The 23512-nt window shown below is 61.6% G+C and carries 17 protein-coding genes and 2 pseudogenes; 10 read left to right on the plus strand and 9 right to left on the minus strand.

The window, feature by feature from the left end; all coding sequences use genetic code 11:
* Positions 1 to 9: 9 nt before the first annotated feature.
* From NJQ44_RS15615 to NJQ44_RS15635, 5 genes are all read right to left on the minus strand, one after another.
* The gene (locus NJQ44_RS15615) at positions 10 to 1218 is read right to left on the minus strand and encodes an O-antigen ligase family protein (RefSeq protein WP_254272259.1); all 1209 of its coding nucleotides are present in this window, start codon (positions 1216 to 1218) and stop codon (positions 10 to 12) included.
* A gap of 136 nt (positions 1219 to 1354) precedes the next feature.
* Positions 1355 to 2599 (minus strand): nucleotide sugar dehydrogenase, encoded by a 1245-nt coding sequence (locus tag NJQ44_RS15620; RefSeq protein WP_254272260.1) that lies wholly within the window; start codon positions 2597 to 2599, stop codon positions 1355 to 1357.
* 97 nt (positions 2600 to 2696) lie between these two features.
* Positions 2697 to 3479: a CgeB family protein gene (locus NJQ44_RS15625; protein WP_254272261.1), complete on the minus strand. Its 783-nt coding sequence runs from the start codon at positions 3477 to 3479 to the stop codon at positions 2697 to 2699.
* Positions 3480 to 3700: 221 nt separating this feature from the next.
* A complete protein-coding gene (locus NJQ44_RS15630) occupies positions 3701 to 4495 on the minus strand; it encodes a hypothetical protein (protein WP_254272262.1) in 795 nt (264 codons plus the stop codon).
* 27 nt (positions 4496 to 4522) lie between these two features.
* Positions 4523 to 5653 (minus strand): glycosyltransferase family protein, encoded by a 1131-nt coding sequence (locus NJQ44_RS15635; protein WP_254272263.1) that lies wholly within the window; start codon positions 5651 to 5653, stop codon positions 4523 to 4525.
* Positions 5654 to 5744: 91 nt separating this feature from the next.
* Here NJQ44_RS15635 and NJQ44_RS15640 point away from each other — a divergent pair, with 91 nt between their 5' ends.
* Together NJQ44_RS15640 and NJQ44_RS15645 are read left to right on the plus strand one after the other, a co-directional pair.
* Positions 5745 to 6656, plus strand: a complete 912-nt coding sequence (locus NJQ44_RS15640; protein ID WP_254272264.1) for a glycosyltransferase family protein — start codon at positions 5745 to 5747, stop codon at positions 6654 to 6656.
* A 13-nt stretch (positions 6657 to 6669) separates the two neighbouring features.
* Positions 6670 to 8547 carry a sulfatase-like hydrolase/transferase gene (locus NJQ44_RS15645; RefSeq protein WP_254272265.1) on the plus strand — a complete coding sequence of 626 codons (1878 nt, stop codon included), beginning with the start codon at positions 6670 to 6672 and terminating at the stop codon, positions 8545 to 8547.
* A gap of 29 nt (positions 8548 to 8576) precedes the next feature.
* On the opposite strand, the gene NJQ44_RS15650 is transcribed toward NJQ44_RS15645, so the two are convergent.
* Positions 8577 to 10358, minus strand: a complete 1782-nt coding sequence (locus tag NJQ44_RS15650) for an ABC transporter ATP-binding protein (protein ID WP_254272266.1) — start codon at positions 10356 to 10358, stop codon at positions 8577 to 8579.
* A gap of 252 nt (positions 10359 to 10610) precedes the next feature.
* Here NJQ44_RS15650 and NJQ44_RS15655 point away from each other — a divergent pair, with 252 nt between their 5' ends.
* Positions 10611 to 11543 (plus strand): UDP-glucuronic acid decarboxylase family protein, encoded by a 933-nt coding sequence (locus NJQ44_RS15655; RefSeq protein ID WP_254272267.1) that lies wholly within the window; start codon positions 10611 to 10613, stop codon positions 11541 to 11543.
* Positions 11544 to 11550: 7 nt separating this feature from the next.
* The gene (locus NJQ44_RS15660; RefSeq protein ID WP_254272268.1) at positions 11551 to 12678 is read left to right on the plus strand and encodes a glycosyltransferase family 4 protein; all 1128 of its coding nucleotides are present in this window, start codon (positions 11551 to 11553) and stop codon (positions 12676 to 12678) included.
* 24 nt (positions 12679 to 12702) lie between these two features.
* Here the strand turns inward: NJQ44_RS15660 and NJQ44_RS15665 are convergent.
* Both NJQ44_RS15665 and NJQ44_RS15670 read right to left on the minus strand, forming a co-directional pair.
* A pseudogene (locus NJQ44_RS15665) lies at positions 12703 to 13197 on the minus strand (UDP binding domain-containing protein); the annotation flags it as partial.
* Between the two features lie 3 nt (positions 13198 to 13200).
* Positions 13201 to 15420: pseudogene (locus NJQ44_RS15670) on the minus strand (nucleotide sugar dehydrogenase); the annotation flags it as partial.
* A gap of 198 nt (positions 15421 to 15618) precedes the next feature.
* Here NJQ44_RS15670 and NJQ44_RS15675 point away from each other — a divergent pair.
* The 5 genes from NJQ44_RS15675 (at position 15619) to NJQ44_RS15695 (ending at position 20191) form a co-directional block, all read left to right on the plus strand.
* Positions 15619 to 16377, plus strand: coding sequence for a DUF4129 domain-containing protein (locus tag NJQ44_RS15675; protein ID WP_254272269.1), 759 nt, complete (start codon positions 15619 to 15621; stop codon positions 16375 to 16377).
* Positions 16374 to 17021, plus strand: coding sequence for a DUF7269 family protein (locus tag NJQ44_RS15680; protein WP_254272270.1), 648 nt, complete (start codon positions 16374 to 16376; stop codon positions 17019 to 17021). The genes NJQ44_RS15675 and NJQ44_RS15680 overlap by 4 nt, the downstream gene beginning before the upstream one ends.
* The gene (locus tag NJQ44_RS15685) at positions 17018 to 18289 is read left to right on the plus strand and encodes a DUF58 domain-containing protein (protein WP_254272271.1); all 1272 of its coding nucleotides are present in this window, start codon (positions 17018 to 17020) and stop codon (positions 18287 to 18289) included. Before NJQ44_RS15680 ends, NJQ44_RS15685 begins: the two co-directional genes overlap by 4 nt.
* Positions 18277 to 18993, plus strand: a complete 717-nt coding sequence (locus tag NJQ44_RS15690) for a DUF7519 family protein (RefSeq protein ID WP_254272272.1) — start codon at positions 18277 to 18279, stop codon at positions 18991 to 18993. The genes NJQ44_RS15685 and NJQ44_RS15690 overlap by 13 nt, the downstream gene beginning before the upstream one ends.
* 124 nt (positions 18994 to 19117) lie before the next feature.
* Positions 19118 to 20191, plus strand: coding sequence for a hypothetical protein (locus tag NJQ44_RS15695; RefSeq protein ID WP_254272273.1), 1074 nt, complete (start codon positions 19118 to 19120; stop codon positions 20189 to 20191).
* Positions 20192 to 20264: 73 nt separating this feature from the next.
* Here the strand turns inward: NJQ44_RS15695 and NJQ44_RS15700 are convergent, their stop codons facing one another.
* The gene (locus NJQ44_RS15700; protein WP_254272274.1) at positions 20265 to 21236 is read right to left on the minus strand and encodes an AAA family ATPase; all 972 of its coding nucleotides are present in this window, start codon (positions 21234 to 21236) and stop codon (positions 20265 to 20267) included.
* A gap of 408 nt (positions 21237 to 21644) precedes the next feature.
* On the opposite strand from NJQ44_RS15700, the gene NJQ44_RS15705 reads away from it, so the two are divergent.
* Positions 21645 to 23510, plus strand: a complete 1866-nt coding sequence (locus tag NJQ44_RS15705; RefSeq protein ID WP_254272275.1) for a hypothetical protein — start codon at positions 21645 to 21647, stop codon at positions 23508 to 23510.
* Positions 23511 to 23512 lie beyond the last annotated feature (2 nt).

Here is a 23512-nt window from a genome sequence, read left to right on the forward strand (position 1 = left end):
CTGCCAGCCTCACGGCCGCACTGTCACGGTACCTCGGTCCGCCTCGCTATGGTACACTGTGGCACCCGACAGCAACAGGCCGACGGTCAGCCAGAGTATCTTCGTATAAGAGCCGTCGAATAGCATCAGTTCGACGCTTACTCCAGCGTAGGCGGCTAGAAGCGTGACCCAGAGGAACGGGGTACGGGATCGGCAGGCTGTCTGCAGGCCGGTTCGGAACGCGAGGGTATAGACGGCAAGAAACAGTACGAATGCGAGCGGGCCGAACGAGACCAAGATGCTCAGGACACCGTTGTGGATGACCTCCGTGCCGTAGGCGTGAAAGTACGACGCACGTCCGATGCCAATGAGCGGCGACTGGAGGTATACGGAAAATGCGGTCCGGTACGCGTGGAGCCGGGAGTAGAGTGTCAACGGATCAATGGCGATAAGCCAGCGTGCGACGCCGACCATGGCGAACGGTACGGCGATAACAGCGACCGCCAGAAGCGAGTAGCCGAAAGCGGGTCGAATGCGTCCCCAGATGATGTTAAGAGCTTTGTACGCCAGAATCAATCCCACCACCGAACCGACGGCGAGCCACGAACTCCGGCTCTGTGAGATGAACACCGCAAGCAGGAAGACCGGGAGTGCGCCAAGCGCCCACCAGTTGTCGAACTGGTCAGTCTCGTAGAGGAGGTACGCAGTCCCGAGGGACATGTACATCCCGAAGTTCCCATAGTCCATCGGTACGCCCAGTGTCCGGCGAAACGGAATCTGATATCCGAAGATCCATCTCGGTTCGATGACCGAATCGCCGAACTCGACGAGCCCAACGGAGTGAAGGACGGTGAGGACTGCGACGATCAGGAGAGAGACACACAGCAAACGTAACAGCACGTAGATATCCCGGCGGGAGTCAACCGTGAGCAGAACCGAGGCCAGCAAGAGGAGGTTCCCCAAGCGGGTTCGGGCCCAGATGGCACCGGCTAGCGGTTGGACGGCGTTGGGGATCGCGGCCACCTCCACACCGAAAAGGATACACAGCCCGAAAAGGCCAAGCAAGGCCGTCCGCTGGATGTCGATCGCCCCCCGCTCCAGCGCGCTGACGAGTACAGCCGACGCCGCCACCAGCAGAAAAATGTCAGGTAAGGATAAGAACCAGACGAGGTCGAGTCCGGTAAACGGGGTCGTAGCGACCGCAGCGCACGTGAGCTGGAATCCACGTCTCCTTCGCACAGGAGTGGTAGCGTGATTTGGGTCTTGAATATTTCGATTATTTCACCAATCCATATCCACATACTTACCACAGAATGCCGCCATCGGAAAACTCGCCGAGACCGCTGGCGATCCGCCGGCCTCTGCATGTCAGTCGCTACGGTCTGCCGACGCCGGCGTACCGCAAGCCGGCCGCCCGGATGGCGTCCGCATCAAGCACGTTCCGTCCGTCGACGACGACCTCAACGCCCCTGTCGGCCAATCGTTCCGGATCGAGTCCGCGGAACGCCTCGTGGTCTGTGACGAGGACAACGGCGTCAACCGGTTGATATGGTGACTCGACCGTCGATTCGGAGGGCAGCAGCGGGTCGTACGTGTGTATGCTGACGTCGTAAGTCTCCAGTGCAGTCCGGATCGGGAAGTACGGGCTGTTCCGCGTGTCCGGGATATCGGGCTTGAACGCCTTGCCCAGAAGCAGCACCGATGCATGCTGGGGGAGCCGACCCGACCGAACCAGATAATGGATAGTCTTGTCGGCGACGTACCGTGGCATCTTATCGTTGATTTCCCGGGCTGTCTCTAGGAAGCGGCTATTCAGGTCTTTCGAGGTTGCCTTCTCGATGAGGAAGTACGGGTCAATGGGGATGCAGTGCCCCCCGACGCCTGCGCCGGGCGAGAACCGCGTGAAGCCGAACGGCTTGGTATCCGCGGCGTCGAGAACCTCGGTCGTATCGATGCCGAGTTGCTCCAACGTCGTCGCGATCTCGTTGACGAACGCAATATTGATGTCGCGGTACGCATTCTCGATTATCTTCGAGGCCGCTGCTGCGGCCGTCGAGGAGACGGGGTGGATGGACGCATCCAAGAGCCGCTCGTAAAAAGTCACCGCGGCGTCAAGCCCGCTGTCATTGTCGGCGCCGACGACCCGGGGAATCTCGGCGAGCGACCACTCGTCGTTTCCGGGGTCAATACGCTCGGGAGCATGTGCCAGTTGGACATCTTGACCGGGCACGTGACCGAGATCCTCGAAGGCTGGAGCGACAATGTCCGAGACGGTCCCCGGGGGTATCGTCGACTCGACGACGACGAGTGTCCCACCAGGAGACTCCGGTAGCCCGGTAGCCACCGTCTCACAGACAGCTTGGAGCGCCGAGAGGTCGACGGAGAACGAAGAATCGATTGGTGTCGGGACGGTGACAACGACTGTGTCGGCGCCCGTGACGGCAGCAGCCCCGTCAGTCGTTGCAGTGAACCGCTCGGAGGTGGTGAGCGGAGCGTCTTGGGCCGCCTGGACGACGGTCGAGTCGGTGTCGACACCAGTAACCTCGAATCCTCGTTCGCTTGCCAGCATAGCGACCTCGCTGCCGACGTATCCGAGCCCGAAGACAGCTAGCCGTCGCATATCTATCTACAAACAAGGAGGCAATAAAGACGATTCGATTAAAATATCGAAAGCGATACTCCGATAGCGGATCTGTGAACGGTGTCCATACTGGAGACTAAAGGGCCTTGACCGTCTGGAGGAACGACTCCATACGGGCGCGGTACGTGTGTTCCTGGACTGTCTCGTGACCATTCGCGGCTACCTCCGATAACCGACTCCTGTCGTTGAGCAGGCGATCAACCTCGGTGGCGAGTTCGTCGGGACCGTCGTACATCAAACAGTCGACACCGTCAGTGAACACCTCCTGTTGACCCTCGCTCCTCGTCGTCGCCATAACGGAGCGGACAGCAGGGATTTCGAAGGTCCGCATGTTGTAGTATGGGAGGTTGTGGTCACCGACGACGTTGATTACGATCGATCCGGCGTTGATCGCCTTCGCGTACTCCTCGGCGTCAAGGTGGCCGCCCTTGACACAGGATCGGAGTTCGGGGTCCGAACACCGCTCGTTCCACCAGAGCCCACGTACCTGAAGGTCGTAGTCAGTGAGCGTCCTGAGGATGGACTCGCGTTTGGGGGACCACTGTCCGACAAACGTGATCTCGCAGGCGTAGGCGGGAGTTACCTCCCTCGGGTGATGGACGAACGGGTCGTGTGCGAACGGCAGGTGTTCGACGCGCGCCGCACCCTCAGAGCGGAGTGGGTCGATGAGGTGTCGTCCCCAGGTGTAGACGAGATCGTACGCCGGGAGCGCGTCAAGATACTGTTCGGCTCGTCGGCGTTTAGAACGGACTTGGAAGGGATTGTCCGGATTCCAATTCACCACGGGTGCGTCGGCGATCGTACCGATGCTGGCAACCGTCTCTCGATCAAGTTCGTACCCCTTGATGACGAGGATCACATCAGGATCCACTCGTCGGACCCGCCGCCGTGTGTTGTACTGTACGAGTGACTCGAACAGGGGCGTCGATTTGATTCGTGGGATCGATGCGAGGCGCGTTCCCGGGAGTATCGTGGGGCCAGCACGACTAGCGTAGGCGACTTCGTGGTCCAACTGCTCCAGTGCCCGCCCACACATAAATTCCAGCGCAGGGGAGTGGGTCTTCCCGTAAATGAGGATATTCATAGTGAGTGGTCACTTCCTACGTCAGTCACTGGCATCCGTTCAGCGGTGAGGATGTAGATGTCCTCCGCTGGGACCGCTCCCGCCGTGTTGACGACGGTGTAGCCCAGATCGGCCAGTTCGGTGCTGATAGTCGTCACCGGTGTGTCGTAGGCCGGGTGTGTTTCGACGATAATAATCTGGGGTGTGATTTTGAGGTCACGGATGATCTCCCGCTCGGAGCCTTCACAGTCCATCTCAAGGACATTACACGGCGGAATCGTGGCTGGCTCGATGTGCGTGGCACCGTCGGCTTCATAATCGTTGCCGACGATCTCTTTCGGCGGGCCGACGATGGCATGTTCAACTTGGACCCGGTCTGCCACGTCATTCAACGCCGCCGTGTTCTGAATCGCGCTGACGCGCCGTCTATTCCCCTCATAGGTCAGCACGTGCCCGTCGGGTCCCGCCAGTTGTGCGGCCCGTACAGTCGAGATACCGTTCCCACCGCCGACAATGACGACTTTGTCTCCAGGGTCAACCTGTGACTCGATTGCGGCGAGCAGTTCTACCTCGTAGTCGGGCATGCTGTGGATTGCGGGCGTGCTCCACGGAACAACGGAATCGAAGAGGTGCGGTGCTCTGCTGTCGGGTCCCAAGGCACCGCCGACGGCGATACCGTTGAACTCCGGGTGGGGGCCGCGCACGGGGAGCCATGGCCTAACCAGTCGGTTGTACAGGTGAGTGAACCCTTTTTTCAACAGCCCGACACTTCCGTTCTGACGGTGAATCGCGGCTGCACGTCTGATTCGCACGGGGAGATTTGTGATTACCAACGATAATTAATGTTTGGACTGCCCATCGATGACCGATTCGAGTATCTTGGTAAACCGCTCGCGCTGGCGTCGGGGTTCGTACTGAGTGGCGTTTCTGTCCGCGGCGCGGCTGACGTGTTCACGGAACGACCTATCCGTGGAGACACGTTCGAACGTGTCCGCGAGGTCAGCCCGGTCGCCGTAGAACAGTCCGGACTCACCGAGCGAATCTTCGAAGCGTGCGTGGTCGGGCAACACCAGCGGCGTCGCGTTGTGAATGGCGTCGGCGATGTTCCCGCTACCCTTCGTTTTGCTGTAGTACTCAACGATATCTTCGACGCGTTTCGTTCGCCTAAGCGGAGCAACCAAGAGCGTACTGTCTCGGAGCGTCTGTCGGAATGTATCGACAGGAATCCAATCGTCGTAGAACCGGATATCGTATCCCTCGTCGGCGAGCGCCCGGCAATGTGAGAGTATCGCCTCCCTGGCGTCTTCGGCAGGCCTCCCCAGAAGTTCCAGGCGGAGTGACGCCCCAGCGTCAACCGCCTCCCGGAAGGCACCCAGCACCGTATCGTAGTCACGACGGGCAGGATCGACGTTTCCGGGCACGGTCACAGTGACCGGGTCGATCGTCGGCGACGACTGCCGGCCGGTGAAGACCGCCGGGACGAAAGTGTACGTCTGCTTCCGGGTCAATCCGGCCGTCGTCACGTAGCGCCGGATGCTCGGGTACTCGAAGAGGAGTCCACGCTGTTTCCGGACGATCCAGCGTTTCAGCCCCCGACGAACCGACTCCCGTGGGCTTGACGTGAGTACCGGGGCCTGTAACCATCCCCGAGCGTTGAACACCCAAAGGAGCGATGGGCAGTTCGGCGAGAACCGAGCGTATTGGAACAGCTCGCGCCGCCCACCGGAGAACGGGAAACAGACCAGCATGTCTAGGGCACTGCTGACCCGCTCGACCCGTCCAAGGTAGGAGCTGAGGGACTCGGTGGGCCGCTTCGTGACGTGTCGCGTAGCGGCCACGCTGGCATCTGTGGTAATATCCTCACGGATAGCAGAGGTGGTGAAGACGGTGAGGTCGTCTTCGAGCAGCCGACAGAGCCGAACCAGATACTGCTCGTGGGCTTTCAGTTCGAGTACCCCGATAGACACCATCTGAAACAGCTATTCATTGCCGAAGCATAAATCGTGCTGTCGAGCCTACCGGACCGATACATTTTATTGGCGACTCGGCGTGCGTTAGGCCGTGTCATGTGGAGTTGTCTACGTCGCAACCGGCGAGGAGTTTCTGGACGACGCGATGGTGTCGGCCGGAACTGTCCGTGAGACGAACTCGTCGCTCTCGATTGGAGTCATCACCGCCGAGTCGCTGGTAGACGCCGCCGAGGCTGCTCCCGAGTTTGACGACATCGTCGTCGCGACAGCCGAGTTTGACGACATCCGGGACAAGCACGCGAACCTACACCTCACGCCGTACGACCGTACACTGTATCTCGATACCGACACGTTCGTTCTCGATGATCTCAAACCGATCTTCGAGGTTCTCGACTGGTTCGACATCGCTGTAACGCATGCGCCGTTCCGGTCCGTCGTCTCGATCGACGGCGTCTCGCCCGCGTTTCCGGAAGTGAACGGTGGCGTCATCGCCTACCGACAGAGTGAGGCGGTGGCGTCGTTGTTCGAACGCTGGCAAGCGTGTTTCGACCGACAGCGACAGGAGGGACGGCCGGACGAGACGATCCGGTTCTCCGACGCCAAGACGCTTGATGAAATTCCGTTCGGTCGGCTACACGACCAGCCCCCACTCAGAGAGGCACTCTACCACAGCGATATCCGTTTTACTGTTATGCCACCAGAGTACAATTTCCGGGGACCTGCCGCATACGCCGAGTCGGCTGTCACCGTCATGCACATGGGACACTCAACGAAGGCATCCGCGCTCGCGGCCGTCGTGAACGACCGAACCGAACCGAGGGTGTACATTGACTGGCAGCGGCGACTGTACTTCCAGAGCGGCGACAACCGAGCGGTCGGATTACCCAGGTTGGAGGCATATCTCGGCCACCCGGCGGTCGTCGGAACACTCAAGAAAATTGGCGTCTACGAGTCGGTAAGAGGACTCTACCGTCGGCTCATCGGTCGAACTGACGGACTGTGAACCGGCAAATCACATGAAAGATACTGTCTCAGTAGGCGTCTCGAGTGTTCTCAGAGGGGATCTCCGCCACCCACTTGAGTGGCTGATGCGTGCCACGTCGGCACGGGACAGCCACCCGTTTGTCCTCCGGGGCTCACCAACCCTTCCATCGTGGATGGCATACGATGGGACACCCACGACCGTCCGGATAGCCGACGGTAATGGACGGAACCGGTATCGGGACGTACTCCACCTTCGGAACGGTGACCGCCTGACGGTTGACCCACCTCAAGAGTTCGATACCCTCGGTTTCGAGGTCGTCGACCCGGCGGGCGTATGCCGGCTGACCGTCTCGGTCACGTTCGACACCGATAGTGGCACAGACTCAAAACAGGCGATGTATCGCCCGCCAGACGACGGCGGACCGGCCATCGTTCCGTTCCAGTTCGAACTGCCGGCTCCGACGACTCGGGCAACCATCGAGTTGACCGCCGTGGCCGGAGACAGTCCCTACGACTCCCGTCTGGTGTCGCTGGCCCGGGTGTTACCGGTGCAAACGACACAGTGGCTCAAGATCGAGCGAGACCCCTGGCTCTCTAGACCCTCAGTCAACAGGACGCCAGACGACAGACCACACGTGTTCGTGGTGTCCATCGACTCACTCCGATACGACTATCTTGACGCACTCGACCCACTACTGGCCGCCCTAGGTGACCGCGTGACGGTGCCCTCAGAGCCGCGTGTCCAGGGAACGGCCACACAGCAGTCCCATGGAGCGCTATACACCGGGACACATCCCGGTATACACGGTATCACCCACGGGACGTTGGACGAAAATCGGCCGACGATAGCAGAGTTGCTAAGCGACGCCCAGTACCGGTGCTCTGCGTGTGTCAGCAGCGGAAATCTCTCTCCGGGATTTGGGTTCGGCCGTGGCTTCTACAGATACGACCACCAAGAGATGGACTGGGAGGACAGACAGTTCGACGCGAGGTCGATCGTCGATACGGCTATCGAATGGTTGGAGACCGATCTCGCCGGAGGCCATCAGGTGTTCCAGTTCCTGCATCTTTTTGACGCACATTACCCATACGTTCCGCCGGCACCGTTCTCGCCGGATATCGAAGCGGACTTTGAACTGGTCTCGCGGACACTCACTCTGGCGGCCAGGCTACAGGACACCCAAGTCGAACCGACCACACTCGACCAGACAGAGTTGCAAGAGGGCGATCTGGACCGGCTGAAGCGTAGCTACTGGCAGTCGCTACGGTACGTCGCCAGCCAGCTACGGCGGTTCGTCGACGAATTGTCGAGGGCTGGCGTGTTGGGAGAGAGCCTGATCGTCGTCACGGGGGACCACGGCGAGGAATTCTTCGAGAACGGCTACGCGTTCCACAACAGTCTCCACGACGAGAACATCCGGCCGGGTATGGTCGTCAAAACGCCGGCTGACTCCGATATAGCAGTCCCGGAGACCCCGGACATCATAGACCTCTTGCCGACAGTCGTTCGGGCCACTGGCGGCGACGTTCCCGCCAGGTGTCCGGGCCAGCCCTGGCAGGAAACAGACCGTGAGACCGTCCGTATCACGGAACGGATCATCCGTCCGGTGTATCAGCTCGCCATCGAAGACGGCGAAGAGAAAGCGATACTGACCTACCCCTCGAACTATCCGGATCGACCGACACCCGAAACGGCCGATCGTGGGCCCGATAGCGTCGTGTACTACCGCTTGAGCGGGTCGGAATCGGAGCGGGAGGAGCGGATTAGCGTCCCCGAAACCCACGATGAGGAGTGGTTCCTCGGCAAGGCGGAGGAGTTTCTCAGCGAGCACCACAGTGGACGCCAGGGCAACAAAGGAGCGGTCTCTCCGTCGGTGACGCGGCGTCTCAAAGACCTCGGGTACAAGTAGTCAGCGCTACAGGTCAGTGACCGCGTCGCCTACTTGTGGTGCCGATAGAGCGACGAGTACAGTCCATCCTGACCCATGAGTTCATCGTGGTTACCTGATTCCAGCATCTTCCCGTCCTCCATCACGTGGATCACATCGGCGTTCGTCACGGTCGAGAGACGGTGGGCGACAACGACGAGCGCGTAGTTGTTGTCCATGGACTCTATACCGGCTTGGACATCGTTCTCGGAAATGGAGTCCAAGTCGCTGGTCGCCTCGTCGAGCACCAAGATATCCGGGTCCTCAAGGATGGACCGAGCAATCGCCACGCGCTGGCGCTGGCCGCCGGAGAGGCGGACGCCGTCCTCACCGAGTTCTGTGTCCAGTCCATCGGGGAGAGACGGGAAGAATTCGTCGACATTCGAGATTGCACACGCCTGCTTGATCTCCTCTTCGGTCGCATCTCGGTTGCCGATCGTCAGATTGTACCGGAGCGTGTCACTGAACAGGAATGGTTTTTGGCGGACAATCGACACATGGTCGCGCCACGCGTCGATCCGAAACTCGCTGATCGGTCTGTCCTCCACCAGAATCTCGCCAGTGTCAGGTTCGTACAGTCGGGCAAGCAGGGAGACGATGGTCGACTTGCCCGCACCGGAGGGACCGACGAAGGCGACGAAATCGCCGCGTTCGAACTCGAAAGAGACGGTATCGAGGACCTGTGTACCGTCGCTATAGGTGAACGACACCTCGTCGAATTTGACACCGGAGACGGTCTCCGGCGGTGTCTGAGTGCCGTCACCCCGCTCCGATCGTGCCTCCAATCGTTCGGTAAACTCCTGCAACCGGACGAGATGGGGGAGGTTCCCCTGTGCCTTGTAAAACGTGTTGCTCAGCGTGCTGACCCGGGGAATCAGTCGGAACATCGCGAACAAGAACACAGCGAGACTCCCCAGCGACAGCGACGTGAACCGCAGGGAGACATAGATCAGCGAGAAAATAGTCAGCACACCAATCAATTGATAGAAACTCGCGATCGCGTTCTGATTGCGCCGGAGTGTAATCGTAGACTCGGTGTACTGGTCAATGGCGTTCGAAAACCGGTCATCAAGTTCGTCAATTAGCCCGAAGGTCTTGACATCGCGCGCGCCTTGGATGCCGGCCTGGACCACCGACTGTATCCGCTCATGCCCGTCCGCGACGCGGTCACCGGCGGAGTAGCCAGATTCAAGCCGTGTCCGGAACACGTAGGTGCTGATACCGAACAGAATACCAGAGCCAATCGCCAGAGTGGGCGCAATCACCACTGCAAGGGCAGCATACATCAGGCACATCGTCCCGAGTTCAAACAGCCGAACGACTTGATTAATCGTCGACCCTGCGTAGTCCGCCTGTTTGATGATCGCGTTCAGCATCTCGTCGGACCCGTACTCTTCGAAATAGCTGATTTCGGCATCCAGTGCGGCGCGGTAGCCCCGCTGTTGAAGATGGCGAATGTAGGTCGTTTCAAGAATGGCCCGGAGCCACGCTACGAGAAATGTCGACCCGTAGCGCAAAACCATAACGAACCCGATACCAAGCATAATCGTCTCAAGCGTGAAGGGGACCCCCAGTGTCTCGTAAGCCGTTCTGAACACCTCAATTAGACGGCTCTTACCCGCACTATCGCCACGTGCAGTCTGGATGACGGGAACAATGAACCCGATTCCGATACCCTCAAGAAACGCGGTCGCGACTCCGAGGCTGAAGACAACGATGATGGTCCGGGGCCGAAATTGAACGACATTGAACAGCGCGCGGAGTTTGCTCCGGAACGAGGGGGGAGTGTGCATAGTTCTCAGAAGGCGGGTTTAATTAGGAAGTGGTTGGGAAAGCTAAAAGCTTTGTTTCCGGCATTCCCGGGTACAGCTTGAAGTCGGGCAAAACGAAACAAGTGCGTTACCCTGCTGGCAGGACACAGCGGAACATAAAATCAGTGAGGTCAGGAAGCAAAAAGGTGTTCCGGTAGGTATGGCACCGGACTGAGGACAGTATCAGCAGCCGTAAACGTTAATTAACCATATACATTGGAATACTGTACTACGATGGCCCGTATTCTCGTGACAGGTGGTGCAGGGTTTCTCGGTGGATATCTCTGTGAGGCACTCCTTTCGGACGGACATCGCGTAATTTGTGTGGATAACTTCGGCAGTGGTCAGTACGAGAATGTCGAACATTTACGCGACAACGACCGCTTCGAAATAAAGGAACTAGACATCCGGGAGACAAATTCGTTTCCGGACGCCGACAGGATATTCCATCTCGCGTCCAGAGCCTCGCCCAAAGATTTCACGGAGTATCCAGTCCAAATCGCACTCACGAACACAATCGGCACCAGAAACGTCCTTGAACACGCCACAAGGTGTGGCGCACGCGTCCTCTATGCGTCCACAAGTGAGGTGTACGGTGAGCCAGAGGTCCACCCACAGCCCGAAACATACAACGGGAACGTGAATATCCGAGGCCCAAGGGGCTGCTACGACGAGTCAAAGCGATTCGGCGAGACACTGACTGTCGCCTATGAGAAAGAGTACGATGTCGACGTTCGAACTGTTCGGATATTCAATACTTATGGCCCACAGATGCGACCGGACGACGGCCGGGTTGTTCCGACATTCGTGACACAGGCACTCCAGGGGAATGATCTGACTGTGTACGGTGACGGAACGCAGACACGGAGTTTCTGCTACGTCTCGGACATGATTGCTGGCCTGCGAACGTTCATGCGGACCGACGGATTCCAAGGCGACGTACTCAACATGGGTAACGACAACGAAATTAGCATTGAGACATTGGCAGAGACAATAATCGAACTTACCGGTACCGAGAGCTCGATACAGTACATGCCGCTTCCAGACGACGACCCGTCACGGCGGCAACCGGATCTCGAAAAAACGAGATACAAGCTGGACTGGGAACCAGCAGTGTCCCTCGAAGAAGGCCTGCGAAAGACGCTTGAGTACTATCGGGACTCGTGAGCTACTGATGAGTATCCGGGTCGGTATCGACGCACGGTTTCTTGGCCGGACAGGAATCGGACGGTATGTGAAGAACCTGCTGCAGTCGTTGCCGACAGTCGTCAACGTCGTTGCGTTCGTGACTAGTGAGACAATAGCCACGGCTGAGCGCGCCAGACCGTCAGCGGAGACAAGACGTGTGTATGCGGACCCGTTTAGCCCACTCGAACAGATGACGCTGCCGGCACAGTTGTATCGATCACGTATCGACTGTTTTCACGCCACCCAGTTCAACATACCTCTCATCTGGACCGGTCCCCTAGTGACGACGATTCACGACTGTGCGTACGACCACTTTCCATCCGAATTCGGCGATAGAGGGCCCCTAGCCAGACAGTACTACCGGTCGATGATGGCGCGGGCTGTCAGACAGTCTGACACGGTTGTCGCCGTCTCCGAAAGCACGAAGCGAGACCTAGCTTCCTTCTACGATGCCGACCCCGACGACGTTCAGACCGTCTACGAGGGTGTTTCGCCGTCGGAATTCGGCAATTCCACCGGTCAACCGGCAACCGTCAATGGCGCGTATCTACTGTACGTGGGGTCCAACCGACCACGAAAGAACATCGAGAATCTTCTGCAGGGGGTGTCGATAGCGAACGAGAAACGTGCCGAACCGATTCCACTCGTCATGGCCGGAGAATATAATGACAGGTTCGGTGACCTCAAAGAGGTGATCCACCGCTGGGGATTGGAAGCCGTCGTCCACCGTCCGGGCTACGTTGAGGACGCGGAACTTGCTCGGCTCTATGCCCATGCCACTGCATTCGTCTTCCCATCTCTATACGAGGGTTTCGGACTCCCTCTACTGGAAGCGATGGCCGCCGGAACGCCCGTCATCGCGGCGGATAGGGCGTCAATCCCAGAGGTGTGTGGTGAGGCCGCCAGATACATCACACCCACCGACCCAAACAGTATCGCCGACGGAATCATTGAAGTTACCAGTTCCGAGCGGCTCCGGGCGGAGCTGCGTCGGAAAGGTTATAATCAGGTCAATCGGTTCGACTGGGCGACGATGGGAAACAGACTCTCCAACATCTACTACAGCGCGGCCGGCTCGGATCAAGGGACCTGTTACGACAACGACCGCCAATAGCGTCGACCGGACCGGCATTCGTAACTACCACGTCAGCCCTTCGTACGTAATCCCCTCACGCCGCCCCACAATCCGCCGTCCGTCGACCACGACCGGGTCGGCCATCGCGTCGAACTCGTCGTCCAAGGCCGCGAACTCGTCCCAGTCGGTCACCACCACCGCGCCCGATGCCCCATCCAGTGCCTCACCAGCAGACTCTGCGTACTCGACGTCGGGATAGCGCTCGCGCATATTCTCGGTGGCGACGGGGTCGTAGGCTACCACGTCGGCCCCCCGCTCTTGGAGGCCTTCGATGACCGGCACGGCCCGCGTGTTCCGGATGTCGTCGGTCCCGGGCTTGAACGCGAGGCCAAGGACGGCGACGCGCTTGCCCTGCACGTCGACGTGGTCGTCCAGTAGCGAGAGCAGGCGTTCGGGTTGGGCGTCGTTCAACTCGACGGCCGCCGACAGCACCGCGGGGTCGTAGCCGCGTTCGCGGGCGGCGGCGATGATGGCGTCGGTGTCTTTCGGGAAGCAGTTGTGGACCACCAGTCCGTCCGTCGTCACGAACGTGTGATTATCCTTTACTTCCAGTGAATACACCTCGGTCGATGCATCGTTAGTATCGATATCACGGACCTCGACTGTCGTGTGAGTGCCCCCATCAGCATGCCCCGTCGGTTTGATATCTCGGTCGTAGGCGTCAAGACGTTGCTGGATGGCTTGTTGGTCTGCAGGGAGGAACATGTCTTTCAGCATCGCAATCTGTCGTTTCGAGCTCACACGGAGGAAGTGGGCTGGCCTCGTGGATTTCGCCGACTGAGAGGTCTTGTAGCTGGGTACGATACCGATACTGTGAAGGAGAAACTGCATCCCCTGAATTAACTCCTCACTGACGGACCCGTAATCGTACACGACAGCGTTAGAATGGCTTGTGTATTCGATGTGTCCGTCGCCCCGGAACAGGCCAGACAAGAGCTCTTTCCGATGGCCGATTGGTTCCTGATAGGCGATGTCTGGAATCGCTGCTGTGTATGATCCCGTTCCACAACCGAGCCATTCGAGTAGGTAGGCGAAGACACGGCTCGAAACCTTGATTTGCGTCGCCGTCTCCTGTGTCTCGGTCCGGTATCGGATTCCGAGTCCCTCGTAGAACGACTCGGCGTCCGAGACATACTCGTCTTCCTTAGATGGGTGGAAGCTCAGGAAAACTCGCTTTCTGGCGGTAGAGCCGCGTCCCGAGTTGTCTTCGTTGATGTGGCCTTCGCTCAGGTAGTAGCCGATGAACCGCCAGAACGCGTCGTCTGCAGTGATGACCGCGGGAACGTACGTTTGTCCACCGCCGACCGTCGTGTATATCGACAGATCCTCGCGGCCAAACGGTAACTCCTCTTCGTATTCGAGGAACACATCCAGTGGGAGGTAGTTACTCCGAACGAGGTCGTGAAGTTTCGAGTAGTCGAACTGTCGGTTATACTCAGCCAACACGTCACGGAACTCGTCATCGATGGTCTGGAGTTCGAACGACGGTTTCAGGTAGACGTTCGAATTATCGAAGCGATCAGCGGAAGCCACGAGTTCGAGTAGGTCTATCGCTCCGACGGGGTCTTCCGGCAGGCTCGTTTGTACCGGAAGCTTGTCACCGGACGACAACGTGCTAGCCTCACAGACTGTTGGTTTACCGCTCTCGATGGCCAGCATCGGATGGTCCCGAGTGACGGTAACCTCTTTATTCATTTTCGTCCGGATCGTATAGAGTTCGTCTTCGTACGGCCGACGTGTCGCTGCCTCGACCGGCTTGAACTCGAATGACCCGTTCTTGCCACAGCTGAGTACGGAGACATCTGCGACAGTGTCACCCGTAACGTACCGGTCGAAGAACTCCGCGAGGGTCAGGAGTTTGGTACCTTCTTGATCCTTTGCCATCACTCGCTGGTCACCAGTGAGACAACTGCCGCCCCACCCCACGCCGCTGCGCAGGAACTGCTCGCCGATGCGGTCGTCTAAGCCGATGGCGTCGGCCACCTCGTAGGCGTCGACGCCGAACTCCTTGCAGACGTTCCCGATGTCGTTGATGAGGCTGACCTTCGAGGCGAGGAAGGTGTTGTTGGCGTACTTTATCATCTCGGCCTCGGCGATGCCCGTCTCGACGACGGGGACGTCGCCGTCGGCGGCCTCGCGAAGGGGGGCGTAGAGGTCGTGAAGCAGGGCGAACGCCCGGTCGTCGTCGGCCCCGAAGACGAGTTTGTCGGGGTTCAGGAAGTCTTCGACGGCCGTACCCTCGCGCTGGAACTCGGGGTTCGAGGCGACAAGGAAGTCCTCGCCGCGGGTCAGGCCCGATTCGGCGATGCGCGGGGCGAGCACCTCGTCGGTCGTCGTCGGAATCACGGTGGACTTCGTGACGACGAGGTGGGGGCCGTCGTCGCCGTCGCCCGCCGCCAGCGCTTCCCCGACGCTTGCCGCGCCCGCTTCCATGTACTGGAGGTCGATACTGCCGTCCTCGTTGGAGGGGGTCGGCAAGGCCAGCATCGTCAAGTCCGTCTCGCGGACCACGTCGTAGTCGGTGGTCGCCCGCAGTCGCTCGCCGCCGTGTTCGGCGACGAGTTCGTCCAGTCCCGGTTCGTGGATGGGCGACTCACCGGCGTTGACGGCGTCGACGATGGCCTCGTCGATGTCGATAGTCGTGACCTCGTGCCCCAGGTCGGCGAGACACGCCGCGACGGTCGTCCCGACGTAGCCGCTCCCGACGATGCTGACGTTCATTGAGCGTGGGTTGGCCACCACCCTACTTGAGAACTCGGGTCCTTCGGAACGGTAGAGACGGCGTCAGCGTGGCTGGCCGACCTTTTGAAATCGCCCGCACGAGCGGTCGCCTACCGGCCGATAGCCACCCCATAACAACACCCCGGTCTGACGGAAGCCGAATCAGCAGACAGGCGACGTACGTCGCCCCCAGACAGCATGAACGTTGAACGAGTCGTGTCGGTCGCCGTCGCGTGTCTCGTCGTCGTCGCCGTCGGCCTCTCGGCGTCGACACTCGACGAGTCGATGTCGACCGACCCAGGCGACGCTATCGACCCAGAGTACGACGCCCTCCCCATCGGCGAGGAACAGGCGGGAGACGTCGAGGCGGCGGCGAAGGGCCTCCACGAACAGTACGAGAACCAACGCGACGGGAGCGTCCGGCGACCCGAACGCGCCGAGAGCGGGCCGACTAGCCAGTCCCAACAGTCCCAACAGTCCAGCCAGTCGAGTCAGTCGTCGGACGGACAATCGGGCGCGGACAGTAGCGAGACGCAGGGACAGACCGAGCGGCCGACCAACCCCGGACCGGACTGGTGGGCGATACTCACGGGCCTCGCGCTGGTCGCGGCGGTCCTCGGACTGACGTACCGCTACCGGCGGCGCATCGTCGCGCTCCTCGGCACGGTCGTCGGGGCTGAGCGACGGTCCGGCGAGGTGTCGGAGATGGTCCCGAACCCCACGAACGGCGTTCAGCGGGCGTGGGTGGAACTCCTCCGGCGCGCGGGGATTACCGACCCGCGGACGCGGACGCCGCGGGACTGCGCGCGGCGGGCCGTCGAAACCGGCTTCGACGCCGACGCCGTCGACCGACTCCGCCACACGTTCGAGGAGGTACAGTACGGGCAGACACAACCGACGCCGGAACAGGAGCGACGCGCCAGCGAGACGCTGGACGGGTTAGAGGAGCGCGAATGAACCCGACCGCGCCCCGCCTCCGTCGGGTCGGGAAGTACGCGCTCGTCGGCCTCGGCGTCGTCGTCTTCGGTCTCGCGCTGTCGTCGAACGACCCCGCATCGGGGCTGGTCGACGCCGCCCTCGAAGCGCTCGGCAACGACTACTTCCTGCTGGCGGCGTTCGGCGCTCTCGCGCTGGTCGTCTTCGGCGGGATGGCGCTCAGACGGGCTATCGAGCGCGTCGACCAGGCCGCACCGCCCGACCCCGAGACGATTCGAGACGCCCCGCGACCGGGCCACCGCTTCGACACGAAAGTCACGGGCTGGCCGGGCCGAGCACACCTCGTCCGGAGCGAGGACGACATCCGAGAGCGCGTGCGGACGGCGGCCGTCGAGACGCTTGTCCGGACCGACGGCCTCCCCCGCGAGACGGCGGCGAGACGGGTCGACGAAGGGACGTGGACGGACGACGACACCGCCGCCGCGTTCCTCGCCGCCGACGCGTCGGGACCGACGCTCGGCGAGCGACTCAACCACGTCCTGCGCGGCGATTCATGGACCCAGCACGCGGCCAGCGCGAGCGCGCGAGCGGTGGTCGAGCGGGCGGACTCGACCGGTGAGACGGCGACGGAGACGATAGCGGAGGCGCGGGAGGGCGACTCGTGACGACCGTTCGAACCACGGGACGCTGGCGCGGCGTCGTGGCCATCGCCCTCTTTGCGGTCGCCGTCGGCGTCCTCGTCGACCGGCCCGCGGTGGTGCTCGTCGGCGTCGTCGGCGCGGGCTTTGCGGCGTATCCGCACCTCGTCGGCCCGCCGTCGGTCGACCTCGAACTCGAACGGCGACTGGACGACCGCCACCCCTCGCGCGGCGATGTCGTGACGGTCACCACTCGCCTGACGAACGCGGGGAGTCGCCCGCTGACCGACGTACGCGTCGTCGACGGCGTCCCGCCGATGCTCACCGTCGCCGAGGGAAGCCCCCGCCACGCGGCGGTGTTGCGCCCCGGCGAGAGCGCCGAGTTTACCTACGCGCTGGACGCCGAACACGGCCGCCACCAGTTCGACCCCGCCACCGTCCTCGTCCGGGACGTGACCGGCGGCCACGAAGTCGAGACCACCGTCGCCGACGGGACCGAAATCTCCTGCGCCGACCCGGTTCCGGCCGTCCCGATTCGCCAGCAGGCGAACGGCCACGCGGGCCGACTCGTCACCGACGAAGGCGGGAGCGGTATCGAGTTCCACACGGTTCGGGAGTACCGCCCCGGCGACCCGATGAGCCGCATCGACTCGAAACGGTGGGCGCGGACCGGCGACCTCACCACCATCGAGTTCCGCGAGGAACACCGCACGTCGGTCGCGCTGGTGGTCGACGCCTGCGAGTCAGCGTACCGTGCCCGGACCGAGGAGACGCCCAACGCCGTCGCCCACAGCCTCGCGGGCGTCGAACAGGTCCTCTCGGCGCTGGGCGATACGCGCGACGCCGTCGGCGTCGCGGGCCTCGGCCGCGAGTTCTGCTGGGCCGCCCCCGGCGTCGGCCCCACGCACATGGCTCGCTTGCGCGAACTGTTGGGGACGCATCCGACGCTGTCCTCGACACCGCCCGCCGCCGATACGGACGAAGACATCGAGCGGCAGACCGAGATGCTCCGGAAACGCCTCGGTTCCGAGACGCAGGTCGTCGTCTTCTCGCCGCTGACCGACGACCGAATCCGCCAGGCGGTCCGGACCCTCGAAGCCGCGGGCTACCCGACGACGGTCGTGAGTCCGAACGTGACCGCCGACGGAACGCTCGGCGAGCGACTGGCCCGCACCGAACGGGCGAACCGGATGCACGCGCTCCGGAACGCGGGCGTCCCGGTCGTCGACTGGGACCCGGAGAAGGCGCTCGGGACCGTCCTGCTGGACGAACAACAACGGCGGTGGTCCGCGTGAGCGCGAGCGACCGTGAGCACGCGCGTATCGACCACCGACCGACGCCGCTTGCGAGTACGCTCTCGCTGGTGTTGGCGGCCGTCTCGACGCTCCTGCTCGTCTCGACGCCCGGCCAGCAACTCGCCGTCCTCGGAACGCTCCTCGGGGTTGCGCTCGTGGTCGTCGACGGACGGTCGCTGTTCGGACTCGACCGCCTGCCGACCTACCTCCTCGCCGCCGCGGGCGTCGGCCTCGTCGTCTGGTCGGTCGCTCACGGCGTGACCGCCGTCGCGGAGTTCGGCGCGCGGGCCGAACTCGTCCCGGGTCTCGTCGGCCTCGTCTTGCTCGGCCTCGGGGTCCGCCCGCTCAGTCAGCGATTCGCCCGCCGGTTCGTCTCGGCCGGTCTCGCGGCGCTCGTCGTCGGCGTCCTCCTCGCCGGTGTCTTCCAGCGCGCGGGGCCGACGCTCCTGCTCGCGGCTGCCGCCAGCGCCGTCGTCGCGTGGGACCTCGGCGAACACGGCATCGGCCTCGGCGAGCAGTTGCGCGCCGACGCCCGGACCCGCGAGGTCGAACTGCTCCACGGGGGGGCCAGCGCCAGTTTCGGCGCAGTGCTCGTGGTGGCCGCGACGCTACTGTTCGCCGGTGGCGGCCGGGACCTGCCGCTGTCCGTGTTGGCGCTGTTGCTCGCCGCCGCCGTCGTCCTGATGGCGGCGCTGTATCGATGAGTCCCCCCGGCCACCCGCGCTCTGACAGCCCGCGCCCCGGCGTTCCTGCGTTCCGGGCACTTCGCGTCCTAATTCTCGCCACTACCGGACACAGTTATTAGTTAGTACCCGTTCGAACGATACGATGAGCGAACGGACGCAGACGTGTCGGCGGCGAGCGTTTCTCACCGCAGTTGGCGCTGCTGTCGCGACTGGGACGACTGGTTGTCTCAGACTCACCGACGGGCAGGCGGCCACGACTGCGACGGACCAGCAGGCCGACGCTCCGGCCGGGACAGCCACGACAGGACCGACCGAAGAGCCGTCGGCTGGACAGTCCGACCAGTCCACCGCGGAACAGACCCAGCAACCCGAGGAGACTGGAACCTTACCCGAGTCCTATTCGACTCGCGAGGACGCCATCTCGTACGTCGGGTCGTTCGCGCGCGGCCAACCCGGCGGGTACGGCAGTTACGACGGCGACGGACCGCGGAAAATCGCCTTCTCCACCAGCGGGAGCGGGACCAGCGGGGGCTCCGGCGCGAACGGAAGCATCGTCATGTCCGAAGACGTAATCGTCGAGTCCTACGCGCCCGGCGGTTTCGCGTTCGGCGGCGACACCGGGCGAGCCCTACGCGTGCGGAACCTCGTCTCGGGAACGACGCTCACGTTCGAACCGGACGCAGGAACCGACCGCTACGACGTCACCGAAGCCGACATCGAGACTCAAGGTGACGGTCGACTCCGCGAGGAGTCGCCGCGCTTCGAGGTCGCGGGCAGTGACGGGTCGCCCGTGACGATTCCCGGCAGTTGGTCCGGTGACTTCCGACTGTTCACGCGCCAGACGTTCGCGACGTACGTCGTCGAGTTACTCGAAGGCGGGTCGGTCATCGGAGAGACGGGCGGCCGTATCTTCGGAAAAGCCTACCAGTACGGCTTCGACCAGACCGAGTCGGCGGCGTTCATCACGCGCCAAGGCTCGGTGGGCGAGGAGTGGCAAGCGACGTTCTATCTCGATAACGCCTACCAGCCACGCGGAACCGCGACGGCGACCCACCGCCCAGACGACGGCGTCTTCGAAATCGACCTCGCCTCGCTCGACGCCGACCCCGGCGAGTACGACTGGGCGCTCCAGTTGAGGCCGTCGAACTCGATGAGCAAGAACAACCGCTACATCCAACTACGGTCCGTCTTCGGAAATCCCGTATATATCGAGTGAGGGGACCGGTATCCGTCGCTGGCGGTGCGCTGTGCCGCCCTCACCCTCGGAGTCGGACCGCCAAAAACGCCGCTCAGCCTTCGCTGTACTCCACCGTCGGGACTTCGACCGACTCCAGTAAGTCCGCGACCACCGCACGCTTCTCCACGTCGTCGACGCGTGCGTCCGGCGTCAGCACGAGGCGGTGGGCCAGAACCTCCGGCGCGATGCGGGCGACGTGGTCCGGCGTGACGTAGTCCCGCCCCCTGACCACCGCCAGCGCCCGCACCGCCTCGAACAACCGTTGGGTCGCCCGCGGGGAGACCCCAGTCTGCACCCGCGGGTCCTCGCGGGTCGCCCGCGCCAGTCGGACGACGTACTCTCGAACGTCACGCTCGACGTGGACCGCCTCCGGCGCCCGCCGGAGTTCCCGCGGGGCCATCGAGACGGCCGCGTCGACGGTCGGCGTCCGGTCGGTGCGGGCCGCCCGCCGGTCGACCAGTTCCAACTCGCCGTCCTCGTCCGGATAGCCCAGACTCGTCTTCACGACGAAGCGGTCGACCTGCGCCTCCGGTAGCGGGAACGTCCCGTCCTGCTCGATGGGGTTCTGCGTCGCGATGACGAAGAACGGTTCCGGCAGTTCGTGAGTCGTCCCCTCGATGGTCACCTGCCCCTCCGCCATCGCCTCCAGCAGCGCGGCTTGGGTCTTCGGCGACGCGCGGTTTATCTCGTCGGCGAGGACGACGTTGCCGAAGATGGGGCCGCCGCGGAACTCGAACTCCTGTGCCTGTTCGTTGAAGACGTACGTCCCGGTCACGTCCGACGGCAAGAGGTCCGGCGTGAACTGGATGCGTGAGAAAGAGAGTCCCAGCGCCGCCGCCAGCGACCGCGCGGTCAGCGTCTTGCCCGTCCCCGGAACGTCTTCGAGAAGGACGTGTCCCCGGGCGAGAAAGCCCGACAGAACCGTTTCGAGCGTCTCCCGTTCGGTGATGACCGCGCCCTCGACGGCGTCGAGGACGGTGCCGCAGTGGTCCGTGACGACATCGACGTCTGTGTCCGTACTCATCGGGCGGTCATGGTCCGATTACGGGCTTAGTTATCAGTGGGTTACTCCCGCAGCGGAGTCCAGCAACGTAAACTCCGTTGAGTAGACAGAGACCGATTTACAAATTCGACAGTATCTAAAACCGTATTATACGAAAAATCGTTATTTATCTACCCCCGCGAGGCCTTTTGATTTTGTCAGCCCGATATCTTGTCGTCGTACTGTCACTCTCGTTCGCCACAGTCGCTTTCCAGTTCGTAAACGATAGTGGAATCTATCGCTACCGGCTACAAAGATGAATTTCGGCCAGAATCCTCGAAAAGGCCACCCTATCGACTGAAAGAGAATTATAACTTTTTACCCATGGAGGGTTCCCGAATACGGAATCTATTACCCATGCGAGTCGGTTCATTGCCAAAGGTTGGACTGGTGGTCGGGTTCGTGGCGCTGGGGATAGCGACTGTCACTGCGTACCTGAACCCAGCAACCGGATACGAACTGTCTATCTATGCCGGTACGCCCACGACGTTCTGGATAGGCGTCGTGTTCGCGTTTCTCCTCTCGATACTGGTCGTGTTCTTAGTGCGAAGCCACAAATACCGGGTCCTCGGTATGCTTCTCGGCGGGCTAGCGATGACCACGATAGTCTCCCTGCCAGTCATCCGCGGCTACTACTACTTTGGAGAAGGAGACGCACTCGACCACCTCGGAATCGCACGGGACATGAGTGCAGGGTTCTTGCCGCTCACCGAAAGCCGGTATCCAGTCATTCACAGTCTCGCTACCGTCGTCCACTACGTCTCCGGCTTACCCCTTCACCACGTGACGCTGGTAGTTCTCGTGAGTTTCGTGGTCTGCTTCTTCGTCTTCGTTCCGCTCGTCGTCAGAGAACTCACGGGCAACGTGTGGACGGCTTACGTCGGTCTGTTCTCCGCGTTCTTGCTGCTACCGATAAACCACCAGAGTCCACCCCTCAATTTCCACCCCACGAGTCAGGCGATAATGTACACACCAGTGTTCCTGTTCGCGTTCTTCTTGCTCTACAAATACCGGAACCTCCGTCACTCGACGATGTTTCTCTTACTGTCGCCCGTTTTCGTCCTGCTTCACCCGCAGCAGGCGGCGAATCTCGTCGCGTTCTTCGGCGTGGTAGCGGCCATCCAAATCGGCTACGACCTCCTCAGCGGACATCGACTTGAACGAGTCCACAAGTGGGTCGCACCGGAAGTTGCGATATACGCGACGGTGTTCTGGCTATGGGCGCGGAGCCTCCCCGTTTTCGAGCGAAATCTGGAGAGCGTGCTGACGACTCTCTCCGGGCAAACGAACTTCGCCGAAAGCACTGCCCAGCGGGGTAGTTCGCTGGCCGATGTCGGCGGGAGCATCCCCGAAGTTTTCGCGAAACTGTTTCTCGTCTCGCTCGTGTACGTCGTTCTAACCGGTCTCTTGAGCATGTTAGTCCTCAGAAGCCTCAGAAGGGCCAAATCACACACTTCGTTGGAGAAGGTTGCGCCCGACGGCGGGGCCGACCAGATTCTGCTGTTGTCCATTTTCGGTGGTCTCGTCCCGGTGACGATGATATTCCTCGTCTATCTCGTGGGTGGTATCTCTATCCAAAACTTCCGACACCTCGCAATGCTCATGGTGTTCGCGACGATTCTCGGGTCCATCATGATCGGTCGGACGATGCAGTACGTTCGTGGCCGATGGTCAGGGACCGCTGCACGACGCTCTATCGCGCTCGTGTTCGTCGTGCTCGCAGCGTTGTCCCTGATAGTCGTCTTCCCGTCGCCGTACATCTACTACCCGTCCGGCCACGTGACTGAAACACAGATGGACGGGTACGAGACGACGTTCGAACATCAAGCGGATTCGATTGCCTTCGGTTTCGTTCGGTCGGATGTTGCTCGGTATGGGGCGGCTATTCAGGGGACAAATCGCTCCGAAGACATCTATTACCAGAAGCTCCACCACGGACTTCCGGACCGGTTCTGTAATCAATCGTTGCGGCGGTACTACGACGAACAGACCTACATTCCGGTGACCGAGGCCGACCGGGTTCGCGACCCGGTTCTCTGGAAGGGGTTCAGATTCGACCATGAGGACTTCGAATACATCCAGTCCGAACCCGGAATCGACAGAGTCCAGAGCACCGGCGGCTACACACTGTACTTGGTCAATCCGAAACCCGGTAGCGGGTCCGACGAAGCGCAAGGAACCGACCCCGAAAGTCCGCAGGCGATAGCGGCCGAATGCGCCGGACAGGCCGAAGGCTCCGATTCAGCGCCCTCGTGAAG

The organism is Haloarcula marina (genome assembly GCF_024218775.1).
Classification (GTDB): Archaea; Halobacteriota; Halobacteria; order Halobacteriales; family Haloarculaceae; genus Haloarcula; species Haloarcula marina.